Source organism: Kamptonema sp. PCC 6506 (genome assembly GCF_000180455.1).
GTDB lineage: Bacteria > Cyanobacteriota > Cyanobacteriia > Cyanobacteriales > Microcoleaceae > Kamptonema > Kamptonema formosum.
Map to the genome: position 1 here is coordinate 1 of NZ_CACA01000111.1, position 24,568 is coordinate 24,568.

Here is a 24,568-nt window from a genome sequence, read left to right on the forward strand (position 1 = left end):
GACTTTTGATCCGACTTCCGCCAATAATGACGGTACGGCGACTGGTGCAACTGTGGCAACAACAGTTACTTCGAGTCCAAGTCCAAGTCCAACTCCAACTCCTAATCCTCTCAATCAGCCTCCCGTTGCGAACAATTCCAATATCAGTTTGCCACCGGGGAGCACAGTCAAGCTTCCAGGACTAGGGGGAAGTGACCCCGATGGTACGATCGCATCCTACACAATTAACACTTTGCCGCCGGCAGCACAAGGCGTGTTGTATTTGGGAGATCCTGCTAACGGTGGTGTTTTAGTTACTCCGGGCCAAGTGCTAACGCCCGCTCAAATTAGTCAGTTATTCTTCCAATCTACAGGTAGCTTTACAGGTGCAGGCTTCACTTATAGCGCCACCGATAACAGCGGTGCTGTCAGCCTCGCTGCTGCTACTGTCAACGCGATCGCAGCGCCAAACCTTCCCCCTCTTGCGACTAATGCCAATAACGTCGCCACACCAGGGAGTGCTGTCCAGCTTTCAGGACTAGGAGCAACAGACCCCGATGGCGCGATCGCATCCTATACGATTAACACTTTGCCCCCGGCAGAACAAGGCTTGTTGTACTTAGGAGATCCTGCTAACGGTGGTGTTCTCGTCACTCCGGGCCAAGTGCTGACACCCGCTCAAATTAGTCAGTTATTCTTCCAATCTACAGGCAGCTTTACAGGAGCTAGTTTCAGTTACAGTGCTACCGATAACCTCGGTCTTACTACCCCTGCTCCCGCTGCTGTATCCCTTATCCCGCCTACTCCTAACCTGCCTCCAGTGGCAAATAATTCTAATGCCAGTTTGCCACCAGGGAGCACTGTCCAGATTCCAGGACTAGGGGGAAGCGACACTGATGGCGCGATCGCATCTTACACAATTAACACCTTGCCTCCAGCGGCACAAGGCATATTGTATTTAGGAGATCCTGCTAACGGTGGTGTCGCCATTACTCCCGGCCAAGTGCTGACACCCGCTCAAATTAGCCAGTTATTCTTCCAGTCTACGGGCAACTTTACAGGGGCTAGTTTTACTTACAGCGCTACCGATAACCTTGGTGCAGTTAGCCCTGCTACAGGCAATGTCTCAATCCAAGCTGGTGTCAACCTTCCGCCATTAACGAACAATAGTAATGTCAGTTTGCCCCCAGGAAGCACCGTTAACCTGACAGGATTAGGGGGAAGTGACCCTGATGGCGCGATCGCATCCTTCACAATCAACACTCTACCGCCCGCTGAACAAGGCTTGTTATATCTGGGAGATCCCGCTAACGGTGGTGTCCTCATCACTCCGGGCCAAGTGCTCACACCCGCTCAAATTAGTCAGTTATTCTTCAAATCTACGGGCAACTTTACAGGGGCTAGTTTTACTTACAGCGCTACCGATAACCTTGGTGCAGTTAGTCCTGCGGCTGCTAGCGTATCGACTGTGTTGGGGCCAATTGCACCAACACCCACGCCCACACCTACGCCTACAGGTACTCCTACGCCTACGCCAACGGGAACTCCTACGCCTACGCCTACGGGAACTCCTACGCCTACGCCCACGGCAACACCCATACCAACGGCAACACCTACACCAACGGCAACACTCGAACCAACGGCAACACCCATACCCACAGCAACACCCATACCCACAGCAACACCAATACCTACTCAGCCTTTCGCCCCAGTAGAGGAACCGGACACGAGTTGTGGTTGCACTCCAATTCCCGAAAAACCTGAGTTTACATTTACCGCACCGCAGATAGTGCCAAAAGTCGAATTTCAGCCCGATCGATTGTTCGCTGGTGGGATTGAAATCATCAGCGGCGATCGGGGAAATGACTTGTTGACTGGTAACAGTGGAGATAACTGGTTATTTGGCGATCGCGGCGCTGATACCATACATGGCGATCGCGGTGCAGATATCCTGATCGGCGATAGCGGTAGCGCAAATCCTGGAGATGGCGCTGGAGAAGAAGATTTAATCTTTGGAGAAGAGGAGAACGATATCATTGGCGGCGGTGACGGTAACGATACCATTTACGCTGGTAAGGAAAACGATCTCGTTCACGGCGGGAAAAATAATGACCTGATCTGGGGCGATCTCAACTCCGATATCCTGATCGGTGACAGTGGTGATGACACTATCTTTGGTGGTGTTAACGATCTATCTGTTTCCGACTTAAATCCTGACTTACTTTTTGGCGGTAGCGGTAATGACTACCTCAACGGTAATGAGGGTGATGACACCGTAATTGGCGGTGAAGGCAAGGATATTGCCTACGGTGGCAAAGGTAATGACTGGATATTTGGGCAGCTTGACTCCGATACCCTTTATGGTGGCGAAGGCAATGATACGATTTTGGGCGATCGCGGTAGTAATGGCGAGGTTGCGCCTGTTGGTCAGGAAGATTTGATTTTTGGCGATCGCGGCGACGATATCATCGGTGGTGGTGACGGTAACGATACCATCCATGCTGGCAAAGAGAACGATCTCGTTTACGGTGGCAAAGGCGACGATCTGATCTGGGGTGAATTGAACTCGGATACGATTGTGGGTGACAGCGGTAACGATACCATTTACGGCGGCCTTAACGACTTCTTTAAAACCGATCCAGAGGGACGCGATGTGCTATTTGGTGGCATCGGTAATGACTTAATAAATGGTCAAGAAGGAGACGACACTATTATTGGTGAGGAAGGGAATGATACCCTTCGAGGTGGCAAGGAAAATGATGGTCTTCGTGGCGGTAGCGGCAATGATTTGATGTTAGGCGATAACGGTAACGATCTACTCTGCGGCGATGAGGGCAATGATACTATCTACGGAGACAATAAAGGTGTATCTGTTGCTGTCGGTGGATCTGGCCAACGTGATTGTATTAATGGCGGCGAGGGAGACGATCTGATCTATGGCAATGAAGGGGAAGATAATCTTAATGGTGATGACGGAAATGATTCACTTGCGGGAGGTAAAGATAATGACATTTTATCTGGCGGCACAGGAGATGACTGGCTTGTGGGCGACTCCGGGGAAGATACTTTAATTGGGGGAATAGGAAATGATGTTTTTGTTTTGAGTCCTAATAGCGGTGTGGATACTGTACTTAATTTTGAGGTTGGTTTGGATAAGTTTGGACTTGCCGGGGGTCTTTCCTTTGACCAATTACAAATTACTCCTACTCTGGGCGGGACTGTGTTCCAAGTCGCAAGTAATGGTCAAGTCTTGGCAAATCTGTTGGGCGCTAATGGTGTGATTTCTACTTTGGATTTTGTGCTGGTTTAGAAGTAATACCAAATCCGGGTTAATCATCCCCTTTATTAGTAATTCTGTCGTCATTGCGAGCGAAGCGAAGCAATCGCAGAGACCTTGCGATTGCTTCGCTTCGCTCGCAATGACAATAAAGGGGGTAGTAAACCCGGATTTGGTATAAAGGGTGCGATCGCTCAATATAGAACATCAGCTACAACTGAAAATCTAAATAACGCGAGCGCGCCCTTTACCTAAACTAAGCACAACTGCCCGCGCGGTTAATGCAAACATATCTCAGCCAGTCCTCAAAAGTAAACTTTATTGTGTCGGCGACTTTGGCAAAAACTTTTTCTGTAACTCCATAGACAGCCTATCTCCTTTCTAATCGATCGCCTGCTTTGACAAAACGTTCTGATAATATCTGTCTGCCATTTCTTCTGCTGTCTCATAGACTTTCCAGGGGTGCTTTAACATATCACCTGGTTCAACCTCTAAATCGCTGGTTGAGAGTGAAACTCGACCTTTTTCAATATCCATCCACACAATCATCGCCCTGATCCAATCGCCATGCTTAAAAATCCGATCTAATTGCTCGACAGGCATTTGAGAAATTGCGGAAATATGTAGTAAGGCATGATAACCTCCAATATCTACGAAAAGCCCATACGTTTTAATACCTCGCACAGTTCCATCAACAATTTGCCCAACTCTAAGCATTTTAAGCCTAGTCATTTTGAGAATATAGTGACATTCTCTTTCTTGTTGGCTATAGCGTCGATCGCGATCTAATCCATACTCTTTATTTAACGCAACTCCGCGTCCTTGATACCAATCTGAATCAATTTCACCTAATGCAATATCTACAGGTAGGGTTACGTAAAGATTTACAAGTGCTTGTATCTCAGGCGTTTGCCTTTTACTAGCTAGGATTGCAATTCTGTATAGTAAGTCTCGTAAGACAATCAACCATTGTTGTTCAAGTGTTAGTTGCTCCCATAAGTCTTCTCCATTTCCTATTTTTCCGTCATAGGCTCCCAACCTGCTCATTAACAAACGTTTCTCCCAATTCTGACCGGGAAGAGTTGGCGACTTGAGTAATGCGCCCCAATTGATGTTGTTTAGATTATCAATGTTTGACCAGTCTGATGGACGATATTCCTCCTTAAGAAATTCAGCAATTCCGTCATGAAAAGCTGTGAGTAATTCATAAGGTGTAACTGTAGTAGCGAGGAATGTTGCGGTGTTATCTCTGCACAGCCACGGGTCAACTCTGAACAGGATCGTCTCATTGCTTGCTTTCTCGGCTATCAATTCTACCCCATAACCTTCCTTATCAATTACCATTGATGCTGGCAATTGGGAGTCGCGAATTTGACCCAACCAAATGTAAAGGTTGTCGTAAGGATCGAAAACAACCGACGTATAGATACTGGTACAAACATCACTGGACTCAATGTATATCCAAATACGTGAGCGACCAGTCGGTTGTCTTAGACTGATTTTCATTAAACTAGAGCAAGATTTTGCGATCGTTTATGAATAGAACCTGCAACAGAGTAAATTATAATGTAGAATGATCCAAATAATTCACCCCTATAATCAAAAATCAATTTTAATTTTTAATTTTAATTGTTCTCAAGCCTAGCTTTAATCGCAACTTTCTCTTTGATGGCCATGCAACACAAAAAATCAGTACAGGGATTTTTGCCAAGTTTACACAGCCAGACTCTCCGCAAGGCCACAGCCACGCTGCTTGCTTGCCAGTCGCTTAACCTGAGTCTGACAGTCGCCGCCGTAGTTGTCACCTTACCAATAGGACAACGACAAGCTGCTGCTGCATTGCTGACAAATTGGTTGTTCGATCCGGGGACAAATCAGCTAGAAGTCATGCTGCCAGAGGGAATAACGCCTAAGTTTTCTCTTTTAGACCAACCGACGCGGATAGTTGTTGATTTGCCGGATACGGAGGTGGGAACTGATACTACCCAATTGTACCCAGAAGGTACGGTGCGTTCTGTCAGCCTGAGCCAATTTCAGCCGGGGATGGCGAGAATTGTGATTGATTTTGCTCCGGGAGTGGTGTTAACTCCAGAACAAGTACAGTTACAACGCATAGGTTTAGAGAATCGTTGGGTATTGCGTCCTTTGTTTTCAGGGACGAATAATCTGTTAAGTCAAGGAAATTCAATGACGGGGGCTACAGCAGGGCCAATGCAACGCGGCTTAACTACTCCGCCACCGCCTACGTCGCCGCCTAGTAACACTAACACTAGACCTCTGGCTAATTCTACTACTGCTAGACCTCAAAGTAGCACTCAAACTGCATCGTTGGCGCGATCGCCCCAAAATCTACCTAATCCTAATCCTGCGATACTAGAAACTCCAAATCCGCCGATCCAACCGCTGACAGTACCGATCGCTACTTTTCCAGTTAACCAAACAAGACAACAAGCCGCTTTACCTCCTAGTTATACACCCACCTATACGCCGCCGCGATCGGTTCCATCGGTGACAATTCCGGGTTATGCGACCCCAGCAAGACCATTAAATTGGAATGAAGAGCTTCCCAGACAGCCGATCGCTCCTTTACCTGCTAGCAATTATGATAATTTTGTCCCACCTTCAGTTTATCCCTTACCAAATGCGATCGCGCCAACTGCATACGCGCCCAATATCTTGCTACCAGCAGGAACTAGACTCAGCTTGCTTTATCCTGGTGTAGAGCCTTTAGCGCTAGATCCCAAACCCTCAAGACAGGAAGTTTTGCTATTACAAGGAGGGATTCTTGATAGCTATGGCAATACGATCGTACCACCAAATACCCCAATAATCGGACGCTTTGAAAGCAATAGCGAAGGTACGCGCTTTATTGCTCAAGCGATGTATCTTAATGGTCGTAGCATTCCTCTAGATGCGCGATCGGATCGATTTGGTAGTGGCGATCGCAAACCCTCACAAAGGAGTTTTCTGCGTAATTCCGGGATTGGAGGAGTAGCATTATTTGTACTTAGTGGTTTTACTGGTATTGGTTTACTTGCGGGTGCTGCTGCGGGTGCTGCAACAACTTACGCCACTGCTCCCCAACCTGCTACTATTCAACCAGGTCAGATTGTGCAAGTTCGTTTGAATGAGGATTTAAGATATTAACTGAAAATCATTCAGTGACAACAGGAATAGAGGTAACAAAGGGAGCTGAGAATACAAAATAGACAACTCCAGCTCCTAAAAGCATCACTGCAAAACTGAAGAGCATTACCCAACCTTCTGCTGGTTCATAAGTATCCTCATCAATGTCTCGGCGGACGTTAAAGTAGTGGTTAGTTGAAAGTAAAACAGTCACTAAACCAACTAAAGAAAATACTACCCCTAACATCCAGCCAATGCCAGGACGCGCTATCAGAGGCGGTTGTAATACCACTTCTCTAAAAGTTTGCTACAGTTTGGGGTAGGGGCGGGTTCGCGATCAAATTTGCCACCCAAAAATAACATTAATAAACCCGCCCCAAGACTGTAGCATTAATTTAGAGAATTGGTATAAGATGCGGAGACGGACGATCGCAACGCCAAAACCCATGAGTGCGATCGCGGTTCGCATCCAAGCTAAATAGGTGCGCTCGTTCGCTAAATGATCTCGCACCCGCGAGGGATTTTGTAATTTTGCCTTCTCTGTATCTATTTTCGTCAGCTTTAAAGTCAACAAAGAATCGTGAAAATCTGGTTATTTTTTTTGTTAAAATCCGAACAATAACCCGGTAATTTTGCGGGAATTATAGCCACTTAATTAGACATTTGTAAGACCACTATCCCGGTAGTTCTGATTGCGGCAGCAGAGGAAATCGAGCGTTGAAATTAAACTTAATATTTTTCAGGAGAACCTTACAATAGTCCGGACAGTTTTTAGAGAACTGGCTGAAACCTTTATTCTACCCTTGGCGATGCCTTCGGCTGGCTACGCCTACGCGGCGAACTTGGAACCCAAAACCCGCATTCTACCCTTGCCCATTAATAAAGTGTCCGAAGTATTGACCTTAAAAAATAAAGAATTATAATGAAGAGAGATAAAATTTCCACAAAATATGGCAGGGATGAAGATAAGCTATGTCGAAAATAAGCTCAATGACAATCTTGGGTCATAAGAAAAGTGGCTCTGTTCGAGTTAATCCGCCTCAAAAACCTCCTTTTGAACTCCTGATAATAGATGCTGCTGTCAAGGATTATGCCTGCCTGATTGATGCCATTGAAACAGGAATTTACGTCACCTTCATTAACAGTAATGGGGATGGAGTTCAACAACTAACAGATATTCTCTCTAAGTATAACAATTTAGCAGCCCTTCATATTGTGGCTCACGGAAGTTTAGGAACCCTACATCTGGGCAACACAACCCTGAACCTCAATAATATCGATAGTTACGCGCCCCAATTAAACTCATGGCGTAAAGCCCTGAAAAAAAATGCCGATTTATGCTTATATAGCTGTGAAATAGGAAAAGAGAGCAATACCTTTGTTTCCCGTCTCCATCAAATCCTGGGAATTAACATCGCCGCCTCCAGTCAAAAAGTAGGAAACCCCGAACTTGGGGGCACCTGGAATCTGGATGTTATTTTGGGAAAAATCCGCACCCAATTTCCTTTTAATCGAGTCAAATTGGCCGCCTATCCAGGGGTATTGGCAACCTTCAACGTCGCGGCTGGTGATGTAACAGCATTAAAACAAGCGATCGCAGACGCGAATGCTACTCTTGCAGATGACATCATTGAACTAACTTCTGGAACCTACACCCTAACAACCGTTGATAATAATATCTCCGACGGTTTTTCCAGTACAGCCAACGGTTTACCCACTCCTGCGGATCTGACAGTTGGGGGAAAACTAACAATTAATGGTAACGGTGCGATTATACAACGGGATACCGCAGCACCCGCCTTTCGCTTCTTTTATGTTCCCTCAAACACCGATCTCACCCTCAATAACCTCACCTTCAATAATGGATTAGCCGACAAACGAGGCGGCGCTATTTACGTCACCAGTACCCTGGGCAACCTCACGGTTAATAATAGTACATTTAGCAATAACCAAGTCACGGGTAACGGGGGAGAGGGCGGTGGGGCGCTCTTTGTTTACTACAGTAGTACAGCCACAATTAATAACAGTACCTTTTCGGGAAATAGTGTGCAAGATAGTGGCGGAGCCATTCATAATATTGGCACGCTCAACGTTACTAATAGCACGTTTACCAACAATACAGCAGATACAGATGTTACTAATAGCACCTCCTTTGATAATGGAGGAGCAATATTTCAGAATAATGGAACAGCGACCATAAAAAATACATTAGTTGCCGGAAACTTCGACTTATCAACTAATATTAAAAACCCCGATTTATCCGGCGGAACCTGGACAGACGGAGGCGGAAACCTCATAGGCGATAACACGGGAGTAGCCACTCCCTTTCCCGTCGGCCCCTTAGTTGGAACAGCAGCAACTCCCCTTGATGCTAAACTCGGCCCCCTAGCCGATAATGGGGGATTAAGTCAAACCCATGTTTTACTAGCAGGAAGTCCCGCCATTGATGCGGGCAATAATGCCAATGCGACGGCATTAACCACCGATCAACGAGGAACTGGTTTTGCCCGGATTGTTAATACTACCGTTGACATTGGGGCTTTTGAATATAAACCAGTAGGCGAAATTCTCAGTGTTAGCGTACCACCAGCTATCACCTTTAAAGCGGGAGCCAACTTAGATTTTATCGTCAATTTCTCCCAACCTGTCACGATTAATAAAGGCACAGGAAGCGCGTATATTCCGGTGACTTTGAACACCGGAGGAACGGTGAATGCGACCTCAGTTGGAACGGGCGCAGCCTCTGCCTTTCATATATTTCGTTACAACATTGCCGCAGGAAATGCCGATAATGATGGCGTTATTTTAGGCAATGCGTTAACTCTAACGGGAGATGCAACAATTAAGGATGGTGGCGGTAGCAGTGTTGGTTTAATTCTCAAGAATGTGGGAGATACCACAGGCGTTAATGTCGATGCTGTTCTACCAACTGTTAGCAGTATTACTCGGCAAAATCCTCTAAGTGCGACAACAACAGCAGCGAGTGTAGTTTATCAAGTTAATTTCAGCGAGGCGGTTAAAAATCTCGATGTTAGTGATTTTACCCTGACTCCCACTGGCACAGCTAAGGGTAATATTGCCAGTGTTTCTGCTACTACGGGAACGAGTGTAACGGTAACGGTTGATGGCATTACCGGAGAAGGAGATTTACGATTAGATACGGCGGCGACTCCCACGATTCAAGATAATGCTGGGAATAATTTAACGGCGGCGTTTACTACAGGGGAAATCTATACTTTTGATACAACTCCCCCCACGATTACTAAGATTGCTCGTCAAACTCCGACAACGGCGACAACGAATGCGTCGAGTGTGGTGTATCAAGTCGATTTTAGTGAAGCGGTTCAGGGTTTAGATATTAGTGATTTTGCTCTGACTCCCACTGGCACAGCTAAGGGTAATATTGCCAGTGTTTCTACGGCTACGGGAACGAGTGTCACGGTGACGGTTAATGGTATTACTGGGGATGGAGATTTACGGTTAGATACGGCGGCGACTCCTACGATTAAAGATAATACTGGGAATAATTTCACTGCGGCTTTTACCACAGGGGAAAGCTATACTATAACTCCTGCGGATACGACTCCTCCGACGATTACTAAGATTGCTCGCCAAACTCCGACTACCGCGACAACGAATGCGTCGAGTGTAGTTTATCAAGTCGATTTCAGTGAAGGGGTTCAGGGTTTAGATATTAGTGATTTTGCCCTGACTCCCACTGGCACAGCTAAGGGTACAATTGCTAGTGTTTCTGCGGCTACGGGAACGAGTGTTACGGTAACGGTTAATGGTATTACTGGGGATGGAGATTTACGATTAGATACGGCGGCGACTCCTACTATTCAAGATAATTCTGGGAATAATTTAACGGCGGCGTTTAATACTGGGGAAATCTATACTTTTCAGGCGACAACAGCAACTCCAACGCCAACTCCAACTCCAACGGCAACTCCGACTCCAACGGCAACTCCGACTCCAACAGCAACTCCAACAGCGACTCCAACTCCAACAGCAACTCCGACTCCAACGGTAACTCCAACTCCAACAGCGACTCCAACAGCGACTCCAACAGCAACTCCGACTCCTACCCTAAAAATTGAAGGAATCCAAGTCAACAAAGATACAGATGACGGTTTAGGGACAACGGAAGGGACTCTCAGTTGGGCGATTCAAAAAGCTAATACCCAAGAAGGAGCCGATACTATTTCCCTATTAAATAATGTGCGCCTGAATTTTGGGGACTCTCTGTTGAATTTTGAGGACTCTCTGTTGCGGATGGTGCCGCTGATTGATAGCGATATCACCTTTAATGGTAATGGCCTTACGATTAGCGGCGATAACAATAATAATGGGCAAGTTGATGAGAAAGATCGCCCGTTCTTTTTTGTCAGATCGGGAAATATCACGTTTAATGACCTCAACCTCAAAGGAGGCGTTGCTAACCCTGGCGCAGGAGGTGCAGGGATGGGGGGTGCAATGTTTATTTATGGCGGGAATGTCACTCTCAATCGCGTTGCGTTTGACAGTAACCAAGCACGGGGGAGCGATCGAACCAGTGCGGGAAGTGGGGGACTGGGATTAACTGGAGTTGATGGCAGTGATGGCTCCAAAGTTGGCAATGGTGGCAATGGTGGCAGTGGTGGTCCTGGTGGCTTTGGTAGCAGTGGTGGCAATGGTGGCAGTGGTGGCAGTGGTGGCTCCAAAGGTGGCAATGGTGGCAATGGTGGCAGGGGTGGCAGGGGTGGCTTTGGTAGCAGTGGTGGCAATGGTGGCAGTGGTGGTCCTGCTGTCACTAGTAGCAATGGTGGCAATGGTGGCGACGGTGGCCACGGTGGCTTTGGAGCAGGAACACAAGCCAGTGCGGGGATGGGAGGTGCAATCTTTGTCCGCAGTGGCACTCTAAACATTACTAACGGTTCCAGTTTTACGAATAACGTTGCTGCTGGAGGAGTTGGCGGTGATGCCAACAAGACCACTGATGATGGACAAGGGTTTGGCGGAGCAATATTTACCCTGACTCAAGCGGCTATTGATGCTCAAAAGGCATTAAAAGCCAGCGAAGAAGGCTTACCTGCATCGAATGAACTCCCCGTTGTTAATATCAATAGCGATACGACGTTCGCAGGTAACTCTGCCTCCAATGCAGCCACCAAGAGTCAAGAAGTTGTGGGTACTGACTTAAATACCGATGCTATCTTCAAACGCACTACTCCCATAGCTACCAATGCTCAAACGACTACTAACACAACTCAAACGATCGCAGTTAAAGGTAAAGGTCAAGATGGCCCCATCGTTGGAGGCACTGTCTTCTTTGATGCTAACGGTAACGGCACTCAAGACACTGACGAACCTAGCGGCACTACCGATGCTGCTGGTAACTTTAGCCTCGATGTTCCCGGCGACTTCGACACTAATGGTAACGGCATCCTTGACCCCGAAGAAGGTCAATATGTAATAGTCGGTGGCACTGATGCGGTGACGGGAGAAGCTTTTACAGGTATCCTCAGAGCGGTTGCTGGTTCTACGATGGTAACACCCCTCACCTCCGTAATTGCGGCCCTCGTCAATGGAGGTATGACCCCAGAGGCGGCGCAAACGAGCCTAAAAGCCGCTTGGAGATTACCTAGTAATGTTGACCTCGGAACTTTTGACCCCATAACAGCGGCTCAAAAGGGTTCCAGCGATGGTTTAGCGGTTTTAGCAACTCAGGTGGCGATTCAAACCTCAGTCACGCAAATTACCAAGGCGGTTCAAACTATCGCCCCAAATCTTGATGTAGACAGTCAAACTTTAGGGGATATCGTCATTGATGCGATCGCCCAAACTATCCAAAACGGTTCTCTCAATCTCAGCGATAGTAACCAAATCGCCATCCTTCTGAACCAATACATCAATCAGATTGACCCAACAACTTTGAATGATACGGTCAATCTCGACACCATAGCACAATTCTCCGAAGTAATCGCGGCCACCAACAATCAAATCCTCAAAGCCCCGAATATCCTGGAATTATTCAAAGCCCAAAAAGTAGCTCAAACCAGTACCCTTGAGGATATAGTTGCGGCTTTCAATGGCACAAAATCCTTTAGCGATCTCGTCTCCAATAATACAAAAAAGGCTCTGAGTTCTAAGGCAAATGCGGCGGCGATTAACATTTCAGCCATTCCCACACCCGATAATGATATCTTGGGTTTGAGCCAATTAGAATTATCAGTAAATAACAGTCACCTTGGCCCGATTCCGGCTAGCAATCCTCCCCATGATGTGCTGTTGGGAGACAACGATGCTAACACTCTCAATGGAGCCATCGGTGATGATAGTATTCTAGGCAAAGGTAGCAACGATGTACTCTTTGGCAATCAAGGGAAAGATGTTATTTACGGTTATGCAGGCAACGATACCATTGATGCTGGAAAGGATAATGATTTCGGGCGCGGGGGTCAAAATGATGACTGGATTTCTGGCGGCTTAGGGGAGGATACTCTTTGTGGAGATGCTGGGAATGATACAGTCTTGGGAGAGTTAGGGGATGACATTTTGCTGGGGAATAAAGGCGATGATGTTGTCAGTGGAAATGCCGGTCAAGATATTGTTTGGGGTGGCGAAGGGAATGACTCGTTACATGGAGGTAATGGGAATGATTTAGTCTGTGGTGGCATTGGCAATGATACTCTCTTGGGAGATAATGGTGACGATACTCTCTATGGGGGTGATGGTGATGATTCTCTTACAGGTGGAGCTGGTAATGATGTTTTTGTACTAACACCAAGTCAGGGTGCTGGTGTCATTACTGATTTTATGGTGGGACAAGATTTCTTGAAATTGATTGATAATCTTAGTTTCGCCGATCTTACTATTACTCCTGGGAGTGGCGAGCGGGTAGGAGATACCATCATTCGCGTTACTGCGAGTAATCAATTGTTGGTATCTTTAACGGGGGTTTCTGCTGATTCAATTACGGCTGATTCTATCTTGTAGAGTTGAGTTTGAGCCTAAGTTAGGCGAAAAAACCCAGTCCAATAGTCTGTCAGTCCAACAGTCCGACAGGGGTTTTAACCCCTGTCTCAAAGCTTAAGTCCTCTAAAGAGGACTGAAGAATTTAAGAGTTTTCTTCTTAGTCCTCTTCAAAGGACTTAAGCTATTAGACGGCTATTAGACGGTGGTTTTAACCCCTGGCGGCCAACGGAAGTACAGTTGGCATCTATGACGCACCCTACAAGTTTAATGAGATTATTATGCTGAATCATCACCTACTCTATCTTACAGGACTCCCTTGTTCTGGTATAGACTTTTTAAGTCAAAGTTTAGCACAACATCCAGATATTTATAGCAATCACTTACGATCGCCTTTATGCGATTTATTGCTTAACTTCCGTACTTTTATCAGCACTCACCCCCAAGCTATTAACCATCTCAATCAGGAATTTAACCCAACGATGGAGCGATCGCGATCGGCGATGATAGGGTTTATTAATGGTTGGTTTGAGCAGATTTCTGAAGCTTGGATAGTTGATATTCATCCCCAATGGTTGCAACATCTAGAATTAATTAATTTGCTCGATCCCAACTGCCGAATGGTGGTTTGTGTACGAGAATTAGGGCAAATTTGTGCAGCTATAGAAACCCAACATCAAAAAAACCTGCTGTTAGATTTTCCCGAAAAACTTGCTTCGCGATCGCGAGCCGATCGCGCCCAACAATTATTTTTACCTCAAGGGGTTGTCGGTTCAGTGCTCGAATCCTTAGAACAAGTGCAAGACTTAGAAGAAAGCTTACAACAAAAAATATTTTACGTTGTATACGAGCATTTAATGAGTAACCCGCAGGAAGTGTTAACAGAATTAGTCAACTGGTTAAACCTTGGGCCTATTTCACTTGATTTAACTAACATTAACTTTCAAGTCCCCACTTACTCGGAATCGGGAGGTAAGTATGTGGAAGAAACCTACAATCCCCATCAGCCTTTCGTTTATCATACCATACCTAACCGCTTTGAAATTACAATTAAACAAAACTTTACTTGGTTTTATCGGATTTTTTATCCAGGTCGATTGTAATCTCAGGAATTACGCGGACACGCATTTGTAGGGGCAATCCCCCCGTGGTTGCCCCGATCGATGGGGGTAGGCACGGGGGCACTACCCCTACAAATCTCAGAAACCTGGTTTCTAAATTATCGTTTTTTTTATAAAATTATGACACTTAATCGTCTAATTCTCCATCAAGGTAATTCCATTACATTAATCAGAACTAACCCTGATGATGCGGAATTTCTCTTTGAAAAAATGTACTCAAACTATGAGTTTATGCGTCTGTTTCGTCTCAATGATAAAGCGGAAACGGTGGAACAAGTGAGGGAAAGATTAATCGTGCGATCGCGTGCAACTCCGGCGGAAAGTGGTTATCTGGAATGCTTAATGGTTCATAAAACTCATGGCGCGATCGGGATTATTGGTGCTGCTGACTATAGCTCTTTTCATCAAAGAGCCGAATCAGTCACAGGGATTTTTGATAAACAGTACCGTTCCATTTCCTATGGAGTTGAAGGTCTTTTATTGATGGGTGACTTAATTTTTAATGCTTACCATCTGCATCGTTTTTATGCTTATTGTTATGGTTATAATCGTCCGGCTCAAGCAGCTATGTCAGCAGGAGGATTTGAACTAGAAGGGATTATGAAAGAGCATTTATACGATCCCGTAAGTAAACAATATGTTGATATGAACATCTATGCCATCAATGAAGATCAACTACGCCAAAATCCTCTGATTGCTCGTTTATCTAAACGATTCCTTGGCCGTGATATTACCCAACCTTTGATGGCTCCCCTTCCTCCCCCTGATGAATCAAGAATCCCTGCTACTTTATACCCTGCTCAAAAGCCACCTGCTTTTGTGAAATCAGGAGTGTTAAAAACACGATTTACGCCCAATTAATAGACACTTGAAAGTTACCGGGATATTTAACTATTAACTGTTAACTGTTGGATTGTGGGCAATGCTGATAGCGATCGTTACTCAGTCTACTTTTCATTAAGTTTACATATTTATTGGCAAAAATTTTCTGTCTTCTGGCATAGTTTGACGCTGATGATAATTTGTACTTCAGACAGAGGTTAAGTACTGTCAAGTTCTGGAAAACTAATGAGGAAGCTTGTTGGAGGGGCAAAACTATGTTTCAACTACTAGAAAAACGAATTCAGCCTTTGTCGTTAAATTTTAAAGTCTTGGAAGTTGCTTATGAGCTGTATATGCAAGCTCCACAATCTGACTCTCCAGTGATTAATTTGAAAGAGTTGGCTCAGAAAACTAATGCCAGCGTGTTCGACTGCCGAAATACAATTGTTAGCGCTAACAAAATTGGCAAGTTCCCTAATTGTTCTCTTTCTTGTTAAGGTATATTTCTTGAAATTATGAGTTTCTGCCTGAGTTTCTGCCATTTTTAATTGCTCATGCCTACGGATGACGAGGATTTAGGACAAGTTTTATTATTCCAGTCACACTGATAAAGGTGTTCTTGCTGCCAACTCAAAGGAATTTCTAGCAAGTCTCTAGAACCGGTCATGCCTTGACCTATAAATAGTAACAAAGCTACGCAGTTTAAAATTGTATGTATTTTGCGCCACTTGTTGGTTCTATCTTTGTAAATTTCGGGAACAATTGCTAGGGAAATAATCATTAGGATGGCGGCGAGTAAACCGTAATAAAAATGAGAAAACATCCATTGATCGTCTCTGCGAAAAATACCATCTTGGAAGGCAATAATTATTAAACCAGCGCTGCTTAAAGTGGCAAATACGGCCCGCCATTTGGGTAGTCTTGCTTTGTAAAGAAATACCAGTGAAGCGATGGTGGCTGCAAACATTAGCACGATAAAAACTACTTGGAAAGGTGCTTTACTCCAGAGTTGATTTTTCAAAATACTCTTGAAAAAAATAACATAGGCAAAAGCTACTAAGCTAACTCCGACAACTGAACCAGTCAACCAGCGACCTAATTTAACGTGCTCGGAACCGACGGAGGGCGGAATTTTGCTTTTGCCATCACCCGCGCTTTGGAGGCGGCGCGATCGGGTTTGCCATGCCATATTGACAACCATGCCAATAATCGGGAACACCACCGCCACTGCTAAGGCGGGATGGAGGAGGGCCATTGCATCTACGAGTTCCATAAATTAAAGTTACTTAAGATGATGTTTAGAAATATAATAGCTTTAAGTATTTTTTTTTGTTATTTTTTTGAGTGAGTGTCTCCTAACTTTAATGAAATCGACTTTAACGGATAACTGGGCATTAGCACAAGAACTAGAAAGCATTGTCGGTACTGATGCCGTCTGTCCCTGGCAAGATACAGATACTTTTTGGCAAAAACGGATAGAAAGTGCGATCGCCCCAGGTACGGAAATTGACTGCACTGTTTATCCTAATACTCAAGAAGAACTCGCGGGTGCGATCGCTTGCATTTCCCGGAATCGACGGGGAGTTTTGCCGGTGGGTAGCGGTAGCAAACTTGACTGGGGGGGATTGGTGAGAATAGAGCCCCCTAACCCTCGCGATCGCAGTCAGGTTTCAGAACCCCCCTTAAAAAGGGGTACAGGTGGGCTCGTAGTTGTCAGTTGCGATCGCATCAACCGCCTAATCGATCGCGCCGTTGGCGATTTAACCGTCACAGTCGAAGCAGGGATGAAATTTGCCGAATTACAGCGAATTTTGGCCACCTCCGGTCAATTTTTACCCCTAGATCCAGCATATCCAGAACAGGCAACCATCGGCGGCATTATCGCCACCGCTGACGCGGGCTCCCTCCGACAGCGGTATCGAGGCGTTCGCGATCTATTATTAGGCATTACTTTCGTGCGATCCGATGGCAAAATTGCCAAAGCAGGAGGGCGCGTTGTTAAAAATGTCGCTGGCTATGATTTGATGAAGTTGTTAACAGGTTCCTACGGTACGCTGGGCATTATTAGTCAAGTTACAATGCGGGTTTATCCGCTGCCAAACGCATCTGTAACGGTAATTTTAACTGGCGAAGTTGAAGCCTTAGCAAACACAACTCAAACCTTATTATCCTCAGCTTTAACACCAACAGCAGTTGATTTGCTATCAAGGCAGTTGGTAGAAAAATTAGGTTTGGGCAAAAATTTGGGTTTAGCCGTCAGATTTCAAAGTATACCAGAAAGTATTGAGCAACAATCAAGCCGTCTGCTAGAAGTGGGCTATAAGTTAGGATTAAAAGGAACCATCTGTACTGAGAATGATGAGACGAACTTCTGGCAGAGATTACAATCAATTATTTGGTCAACTGCCCCAGATTCAACAATTATCTGTAAAATAGGAATCATAGCATCTGAATCTACGAAAACTTTAGCACAGTTCAATCTGGCTGATGGCTTGATTCATAGCGGTAGCGGGTTGGGAATTTTGCGGTTTGAGAATGCGACCGGAGAAACCATTTTACAGTTACGTCAGCAGTGCGAATCTCATAGCGGATTTCTCAGCATTTTAAAGGCTCCCGCAGAGCTTAAGCAACAGTTAGATGTTTGGGGTTATAATGGAAATGCCCTCAGTTTAATGCAGAAAATTAAACAGCAATTTGACCCAGAGAATATTTTGAGTCCCCATCGTTTTCTATTTCCTTAAAAACTTACGTAACGCCGCCCTCTAGACGATAATTTACCCTCCAAAGGGCAGCATTACCGACAAAAACCATAAGTATAACTACAGGTTAATAATCTATGCAAACCTCAGAAAAATCCTCAGAAAACAGCGATTTACAACTAATTAATCCCAGCAACTTTTTAGCACAAAATCCCCATTTACAATCCTTAGAAATCCCCGGATTTGACAGTAAAAATCCGCCCTCAGCCAAATTAATTGACACCTGCGTTCACTGCGGATTTTGCCTATCAACTTGTCCGAGTTACCGCGTACTTGGCAAGGAAATGGATTCCCCCAGAGGTCGCATCTATCTAATGGATGCTATTAACGAAGGTGATGCACCCTTAAATGAGGCAACAGCACAGCATTTTGATACTTGCTTGGGTTGTTTAGCCTGCGTCACCACTTGTCCTTCTGGGGTAAAGTACGATAAATTAATCTCAGCAACTCGTCATCAAGTTGAGAGAAATTATCAACGAAGTTTATCTGATATCTTAATTCGTTCTATCCTGTTTAACTTCTTCCCTTATCCTCATCGACTGCGGCCTTTACTTGCACCTTTATTTCTTTATCAAAAATCGGGAATACAGCAACTTGTCCGTTCCACAGGTTTGCTAAAAAAGGTATTTCCTCGCTTAGCGGCAATGGAGTCAATTTTACCAGCCATTTCTGTTGAATCATTCCGAGATAATTTACCTACAATTATTCCAGCACAAGGGGAAAAACGCTATCGAGTTGGCATGATTTTAGGTTGCGTACAACGGCTATTTTTCTCGCCAGTTAATGAGGCAACCGTGCGCGTTTTAACAGCAAATGGTTGCGAAGTAATAATCCCCAAAAGTCAAGGCTGTTGTGCTGCTTTACCGGAACACCAAGGGCAAACCGAACAAGCCCAAACTTTAGCTAGACAAATGATTGATAGCTTTGAAGGAACAGGTGTTGATGCTATTATTATTAATGCGGCTGGTTGCGGTCACACTTTAAAAGAATACGGTCACATTTTAGCAGATGATGCAGAATATCAAGAGAAAGCGCAGGCATTTGCTAACAAAGTAAAAGACGTGCAAGAATTCCTAGCAAATGTAGGTTTAACAGCCAAACTTTCTCCCCTAATTGATGGAGAGTTAAAGATAGTTTATCAAGATGCTTGTCACTTATTGCACGGACAAAAGATTAGTTTGCAACCCCGTCAGTTATTGCAGCAAATTCCCGGCGTAAAATTAAAGGAACCCCTAGATGCAGCTTTGTGTTGCGGGAGTGCTGGGGTTTACAATATGTTACAGCCAGAAATTGCTGATGAATTGGGACAGCAAAAGGTTGAGAATTTGTTAAATTCTGGAGCAGAATTGATTACTTCTGCTAATCCTGGTTGTTCTTTGCAAATTAAGAAGCATTTGGAGTTGCAGGGAAAACAAGTCACGCTGATGCACCCAATTGAGTTGTTAGATTATTCAATTCGGGGAGTAAAGTTGCGAAGGAAGCAATCTAACCCTGCAAGTTAAGGGTTGATTCCATTCCCTCAAAATACTGAGGAGTGAAATATATCTTAAAACTCAACTTGCCGTAAATATCAGTAAATTCTCGGTTGTTAGCAGCTTAGATTTCTGCAATTATTAATGTATTCTTTTCCAATTCCTGTGGTAGATTATGTTATCTGATAAGTTGCAGGCTTTAGAACCACAAATTAACGAATTGTTGCCAAAGATACAAAACATAACAACTACTTTAAAAAAACAATCAGTGTCTTTGCACGAAGTAGCAATTAGCGACCCGTTACTTGTTGAGGAGAATAAAACCCTAGAAAAGCTGAAAACAATTAATCATAAATTAGAAGTCAAAGTCATGCAGCAAGCCTCTCAAATTAGACAGTTAGAGAAGCAGTTGCAGGATGAGCAAAAAAAACACATCAGGTCAAATCAGTTATTGGCAAAAAGCGAAGCCAGACTACAATCTATTGTGCGGAATGCTTTCGATTTAATTATCGTCCTAGAAGCTGATATGCGAGTACAATATCAGAGTCCAGCAATAGAGCAGATTTTAGGATATAAGCCAGAAGATAGGATCGGAAAATTATTTGGTGAGTTAATCCATCCAGATGATTTAGCTGCTGTGAAGTCTTACCTAGACAATTTACTAGAACAGTTTGAACCCCACCAAACTATTGAGTTTCGGAAACGCCATGCCAATAATTCTTGGGTATATTTAGAAGCGATTGGCAGCAATTGCCTTCACGATTCCAGCGTCGGCGGCATAATTATAAATCTGCGAGATATTACTGAAAAAAAACAACATCTTGAGAAAGTTTTAACAACAAATATAGACATCAATCAATTTAGAGAAACTGAAGCAAAAGTCTCTCAACTAGAGTTTCGCGATCGAAAATTTTCCCAAATTATCTGTGAATTTGGTTATGATTTTACTGTATTGTCTGATGGAGTCTTTGTCTGCGAGTGGATGACAGAAGCTTTTACCGCGATTGCAGGTTATACCTTGGAAGAATTAAAGAGTTTAGGCTGGCTACACTTTAACCTAATTCATCCTGATGACGAACAGATAGTATGGCAGCAAATCCAGTCTTGTTCATCTAGTTGTAGTGAAGAAAGCGAGTACCGAATTATTACTAAAAATGGTGAAGTGCGATGGCTGCGAGACAGCAAACAAATTATCTGGGACGATGAACAAAACTGTGTCACCCGCGTTTACGGTATCTGTCAAGATATTACCGAATGCAAGCGTTCTCAAGTTGCCCTACGAGAAACCGAACGCATTTTACAACGATTTATTAAAGTTGCATCTTTGGCAATTATTGGCATAGATGTTAATGGAAAAGTAACGCTTTGGAATCCAGCGGCGGAGAAACTGTTTGGCTGGATGTTACCAGAGGTTGAGGGGAATAGATTGTCGATTATTCCTGAAGAACACAAGGAGAATTTTTATACACTTTTTCACTCTTCGCTGCAAGGTGAAGTCCACAACGGTGTAAAATTGCACTTGAAGAAGAAAGATGATTTATTGTTTGAAAACTACTACTCCACAGTACCAATGCGAGATGCTACAGGCAAAATTATCGGTACTATGTACATATTTTCTCAGGTAGTAGAAGAACCTTTTTGGGTGCGTTATCTTCGTCCTCCGACGTTGCGCGTTTGAGCATTATGAGTATTTGGTTAGGGGCTAGGGGCTAGGGGCTAGGGAAAGAAGGAAGGGAAAGAAGGGAAAGAAGGGAAAAGGGGGAAGAGAGTCAATGGTTTGAGCCATGAGCGAGTGTCCTAACCGTTGTGGCGGTTGCTATAACTAAATTTTTCTTCCTTCTTCCTTCTACCTTCTTCCTTCTACTTAATTGATTTTCCCTTCCAACTTTAAAAAATGCAATCTCCCTGACGCTTCCCCCGCTACAACTGTCACGCCATCAGGAGATATAGCACAGCATTTTAAAGCACTATCTCCAGTAAAACTAGCAATCGCTTTTCGATTGGATAAATCCCAAACTTTGAGAGTATTATCATCAGAAGCAGAAATTAACCGTTTCCCCATGACCACAATAGATGTTACTGCATCAGTGTGACCCGTAAGCGTAAATAGTTCTTTCTTCCCTCCCAAATCCCAAACTTTAATCGTACTTTCCCGCGACCCAGAAATTGCCCATTTGCCATCGGCTGTGACGGCTACAGTATTAACAAAACTGGTATGACCTAGTAGAGTGAAAAATTTATTACCTGTAACTAAATTCCAAACTGAAGTGAAAATATTTGCTCCAGCTTCCAGACTCCAAATCTTGAGAGTATGATCCCCTGAACCGGAAATTAACCGTTTACCATCAAGAGTGACAGCTACAGCTTTGACACCATCTGTATGACCTGCAATAGTTAAAATTTCTTCTCCTGTTTCCAAATTCCATAACTTGATAGTTTTGTCCCCAGAACCGGAAATTACTCGCTTACTATCGGGTGTGATAGCAATAGAATTTACCCAGTCTTCATGACCTGTTAAAGTGTAGATTTCCTGTGCATTTTCCAAATCCCAGACTTTTATAGTTTTGTCACCAGAACCGGAAATTAAGCGCTTACCATCAGGGGTGACAGCAACAGCTTTAATCCAGTCGTCATGACCTGAGATTGTACAAATTTCAGTCTTTGTTTTTAAATCCCAAACTTTAATATTATTATCACCAGCACCGGAAATAACTCGCTGACCATCAGGGGTAATGGCCACAGCATTTACCCAGTCTAAATGTCCTAAAAAAGATAAATTTTCATCTCCTGTTTCCAGATCCCAAATCTTAAGAGTTTTGTCAGATGAACCCGAAATAATCTGCTTACCATCGGGAAGTACAGCGACAGCGTTAACCGGGGCAATATGATTGAGCAATGTAAAAACTTCTGCCTTGGTTTCCAAGTTCCAAACTTTTATAGTTTTGTCACCAGAACCAGAAATCACCAGTTTTTCATCTAGAGATAGTACCACAGACTGCACAAAGCTAGTATGACCTCTGAGAGTAAAAATTGCTTCTTTTGTGGCTAAATTCCAAACTTTGATTGTCTTATCATAAGAACCAGAAATCAAGTAATTGCCATCAGTGGTAACAGCTATAGTCTTTACCCAATCTTCATGACCTATAAGGGTAAAAAGTTCTTTTCCTGTTTCCAAGTTCCAGACTTTGATGCTGTGATCGCCAGAACCAGAAATCAAGCGTTTACCATCAGCAGTAACTGCTACAGTTTGAACAAAACTGTTATGACCTTTGAGGTTGAAAATTATCTGTTCAGTTGCTAAATTCCAAACCTTAATCGTACCGTCCCAAGAACCAGAAATTACTTTCGTACCGTCAGGGGTAACGGTTACAGCTTCGACTGCGAAGGTATCGCCTCTAAATGTGAACAGTTTTTGCCCGGTTTCCAAATCCCAAATTTTAATAGTGTTATCCCAGGAACCAGAAATTACTTTCCTACCATCCGGGGTGACGGCAACAGCATTAACATAAGTGAGATGACCTTTAAGAGTAAAAATTTCTTCGCCGGTGGCGAGGTTCCAAATTTTGAGGGTATGATCGGAGGAAGCTGAAATTGCCTTTTTGCCATCAGGTGTAACTGCTACTGCTTGTACCCAGTCTGTATGTCCTACGAGAGTACGCCGCAGTCGGCTTCCCGGAGGGGTAAAACTAGCAGTTAACGGTTGCAACCAAGGATTTTTTTGCTGTCTTGCGCCCTCCAGTAGTGCCTGAATTTCTATGTTTTGAAAAGACAATAAGCGCCCGATGAGTTGTCCCGCTAATTGTGCGGGATCTTGAGAGATAATGTGGGCAGAAAGTCGAAGAGTATCTTGAATTAATTGTAGGGATTTTGCTTTTGGCTCGGAAGGGGAGAGACTCAAGTTTCTAACTAGATTGTAATCTTCAATTAGCGGTTGTATTCCTAGTGTTTCTACTTTGGCTTCAATGAAATCATAATTTGTTAGCAGGTGGTACAATTTTTCTGTATCACAAGCATCTGCTAGCTGACTTGGTAGGGTTGATAAGAGATCGTGCTGTTCTGCGAACGATAATTTATCTAAGGTTTCTCTAAACTCACTCATAATTTTACGGTGGTATTTCAAAAATGTTGCCGGATTTCGTAAGGCAATAGCTTTGCTTGACGCGACCCGCACCCAGGGGGATAGTATCAATCTTAATTCTTATCTTTGTTTAGAATGACATATTTAAAGGCTAATTGCTATGAGGGTCGCAGAGTAGTTTTGTAGATATTGACAAATACTGCGTTTAATGGTAAGGGTAAATGGTTGAAGTTAATTCTAGCTCGCCCCCTCGCGCAATTAGTCATGCCGCGAACCCGCAGTTTAGATAGCCGCAGCCTTTAACCTGTAGATTTCAATCCCCAGACAATTAAAATTAAAGTATTGAGCAGTAGTGACGCGAGACAATATAATTCATGGACATAATAGAATTTTTTGAGCAAAGTGCAGGCAAGTGGTTTTCCCAGCGTACCCTTCATAACCTGACCTCCGGGAAATTGGAGGCGGGTAAATCCGAACTCAAGATTGAAATCCTACCAGCAACCGATCCCGCCGTCATCCAACTTTGCTCCGAACACTCGCTTAACCCAGTCTCAGCGCCGTTAGCAGGAGTTCGCGTCACTTGGAATCCGATCGCAGATCAAAATCACAAGAATGGCTCTAGACTTCTAGTACCCATTCCCAATTCTGACAACCCCAAGACAGGGAAATTATTACAAAGTGTAGGCCCCGCCTCTAAAAATGCGTTAGCAAAGCCAGCCCAAGGCATCACCACTCGCTACATTATCGGCGAAGACGACGTGCTGACACTGATTGGGGAGTCAGAAGGTTTCTATGCTGAAGAGCGTTTGTGGTATCTCATACCTAATCTGCGGCTACGCACCAGCGTTGTTAAGCAACCTTCGGGGATGACGATAGCATCTTTCTGTTCCGAAATTCGTATGGGTGTAACTCAGCCAGCGGCCGAAACTGCGAGTGCAGAAACCCGAAGCTGAATTTGAGTGGTTTTGAGCGTTCGTACT

General features: G+C 44.3%; 15 protein-coding genes. 10 read left to right on the plus strand and 5 right to left on the minus strand.

The genetic code is table 11. The features are described from left to right. A partial coding sequence (locus tag OSCI_RS29305; RefSeq protein WP_039961828.1) for an Ig-like domain-containing protein occupies positions 1–3,289 on the plus strand: 3,289 nt, incomplete at its 5' end. 348 nt (positions 3,290–3,637) lie between these two features. Here the strand turns inward: OSCI_RS29305 and OSCI_RS06700 are convergent. Further along, positions 3,638–4,762, minus strand: coding sequence for a S1 RNA-binding domain-containing protein (locus OSCI_RS06700; protein ID WP_007354126.1), 1,125 nt, complete (start codon positions 4,760–4,762; stop codon positions 3,638–3,640). A gap of 168 nt (positions 4,763–4,930) precedes the next feature. Between OSCI_RS06700 and OSCI_RS06705 the strand changes: the two genes are divergently transcribed. Beyond that, positions 4,931–6,403, plus strand: a complete 1,473-nt coding sequence (locus OSCI_RS06705; protein ID WP_234708712.1) for an AMIN domain-containing protein — start codon at positions 4,931–4,933, stop codon at positions 6,401–6,403. A gap of 7 nt (positions 6,404–6,410) precedes the next feature. On the opposite strand, the gene OSCI_RS06710 is transcribed toward OSCI_RS06705, so the two are convergent. Next, complete coding sequence (locus OSCI_RS06710; RefSeq protein WP_007354128.1) at positions 6,411–6,674, minus strand: YidH family protein; 264 nt, start codon at positions 6,672–6,674, stop codon at positions 6,411–6,413. Positions 6,675–6,719: 45 nt separating this feature from the next. After that, a complete protein-coding gene (locus OSCI_RS06715) occupies positions 6,720–6,956 on the minus strand; it encodes a YidH family protein (RefSeq protein ID WP_007354129.1) in 237 nt (78 codons plus the stop codon). A gap of 398 nt (positions 6,957–7,354) precedes the next feature. Here OSCI_RS06715 and OSCI_RS31880 point away from each other — a divergent pair, with 398 nt between their 5' ends. The 4 genes from OSCI_RS31880 to OSCI_RS06740 all read left to right on the plus strand — a co-directional run bounded on the left by OSCI_RS31880 (position 7,355) and on the right by OSCI_RS06740 (position 15,776). After that, positions 7,355–13,360 carry a DUF4347 domain-containing protein gene (locus tag OSCI_RS31880; protein ID WP_267879523.1) on the plus strand — a complete coding sequence of 2,002 codons (6,006 nt, stop codon included), beginning with the start codon at positions 7,355–7,357 and terminating at the stop codon, positions 13,358–13,360. A 257-nt stretch (positions 13,361–13,617) separates the two neighbouring features. Next, positions 13,618–14,439: a sulfotransferase gene (locus OSCI_RS06730; RefSeq protein ID WP_007354132.1), complete on the plus strand. Its 822-nt coding sequence runs from the start codon at positions 13,618–13,620 to the stop codon at positions 14,437–14,439. Between the two features lie 138 nt (positions 14,440–14,577). After that, positions 14,578–15,318 (plus strand): GNAT family N-acetyltransferase, encoded by a 741-nt coding sequence (locus tag OSCI_RS06735; protein ID WP_007354133.1) that lies wholly within the window; start codon positions 14,578–14,580, stop codon positions 15,316–15,318. 236 nt (positions 15,319–15,554) lie between these two features. Then, positions 15,555–15,776 (plus strand): hypothetical protein, encoded by a 222-nt coding sequence (locus OSCI_RS06740; protein ID WP_007354134.1) that lies wholly within the window; start codon positions 15,555–15,557, stop codon positions 15,774–15,776. A gap of 47 nt (positions 15,777–15,823) precedes the next feature. Here OSCI_RS06740 and OSCI_RS06745 read toward each other — a convergent pair whose 3' ends face one another. Continuing rightward, a complete protein-coding gene (locus OSCI_RS06745; RefSeq protein ID WP_007354135.1) occupies positions 15,824–16,552 on the minus strand; it encodes a DUF4079 domain-containing protein in 729 nt (242 codons plus the stop codon). 91 nt (positions 16,553–16,643) lie between these two features. Between OSCI_RS06745 and OSCI_RS06750 the strand changes: the two genes are divergently transcribed. From OSCI_RS06750 to OSCI_RS06760, 3 genes are all read left to right on the plus strand, one after another. Beyond that, the gene (locus OSCI_RS06750; RefSeq protein WP_007354136.1) at positions 16,644–18,020 is read left to right on the plus strand and encodes an FAD-binding oxidoreductase; all 1,377 of its coding nucleotides are present in this window, start codon (positions 16,644–16,646) and stop codon (positions 18,018–18,020) included. Positions 18,021–18,115: 95 nt separating this feature from the next. Continuing rightward, the gene (locus OSCI_RS06755) at positions 18,116–19,540 is read left to right on the plus strand and encodes a (Fe-S)-binding protein (RefSeq protein ID WP_007354137.1); all 1,425 of its coding nucleotides are present in this window, start codon (positions 18,116–18,118) and stop codon (positions 19,538–19,540) included. Between the two features lie 145 nt (positions 19,541–19,685). Then, positions 19,686–21,188: a PAS domain-containing protein gene (locus tag OSCI_RS06760; protein WP_007354138.1), complete on the plus strand. Its 1,503-nt coding sequence runs from the start codon at positions 19,686–19,688 to the stop codon at positions 21,186–21,188. Between the two features lie 186 nt (positions 21,189–21,374). On the opposite strand, the gene OSCI_RS06765 is transcribed toward OSCI_RS06760, so the two are convergent. Then, positions 21,375–23,630 carry a hypothetical protein gene (locus OSCI_RS06765; RefSeq protein ID WP_324603604.1) on the minus strand — a complete coding sequence of 752 codons (2,256 nt, stop codon included), beginning with the start codon at positions 23,628–23,630 and terminating at the stop codon, positions 21,375–21,377. Positions 23,631–23,962: 332 nt separating this feature from the next. On the opposite strand from OSCI_RS06765, the gene OSCI_RS06770 reads away from it, so the two are divergent. After that, complete coding sequence (locus tag OSCI_RS06770; RefSeq protein ID WP_007354140.1) at positions 23,963–24,541, plus strand: phycobiliprotein lyase; 579 nt, start codon at positions 23,963–23,965, stop codon at positions 24,539–24,541. Positions 24,542–24,568 lie beyond the last annotated feature (27 nt).

Excerpts from the sequence above, each read along its gene's own strand:
- OSCI_RS31880 (WP_267879523.1), top strand. The coding sequence starts at position 7,355 with ATGTCGAAAATAAGCTCAATGACAATCTTGGGTCATAAGAAAAGTGGC.
- OSCI_RS06755 (WP_007354137.1), top strand. The coding sequence starts at position 18,116 with ATGCAAACCTCAGAAAAATCCTCAGAAAACAGCGATTTACAACTAATT.
- OSCI_RS06760 (WP_007354138.1), top strand. The coding sequence starts at position 19,686 with ATGTTATCTGATAAGTTGCAGGCTTTAGAACCACAAATTAACGAATTG.
- OSCI_RS06750 (WP_007354136.1), top strand. The coding sequence starts at position 16,644 with ATGAAATCGACTTTAACGGATAACTGGGCATTAGCACAAGAACTAGAA.
- OSCI_RS06770 (WP_007354140.1), top strand. The coding sequence starts at position 23,963 with ATGGACATAATAGAATTTTTTGAGCAAAGTGCAGGCAAGTGGTTTTCC.
- OSCI_RS06745 (WP_007354135.1), bottom strand. The coding sequence starts at position 16,552 with ATGGAACTCGTAGATGCAATGGCCCTCCTCCATCCCGCCTTAGCAGTG.
- OSCI_RS06735 (WP_007354133.1), top strand. The coding sequence starts at position 14,578 with ATGACACTTAATCGTCTAATTCTCCATCAAGGTAATTCCATTACATTA.
- OSCI_RS06730 (WP_007354132.1), top strand. The coding sequence starts at position 13,618 with ATGCTGAATCATCACCTACTCTATCTTACAGGACTCCCTTGTTCTGGT.
- OSCI_RS06740 (WP_007354134.1), top strand. The coding sequence starts at position 15,555 with ATGTTTCAACTACTAGAAAAACGAATTCAGCCTTTGTCGTTAAATTTT.
- OSCI_RS06705 (WP_234708712.1), top strand. The coding sequence starts at position 4,931 with ATGCAACACAAAAAATCAGTACAGGGATTTTTGCCAAGTTTACACAGC.
- OSCI_RS06700 (WP_007354126.1), bottom strand. The coding sequence starts at position 4,762 with ATGAAAATCAGTCTAAGACAACCGACTGGTCGCTCACGTATTTGGATA.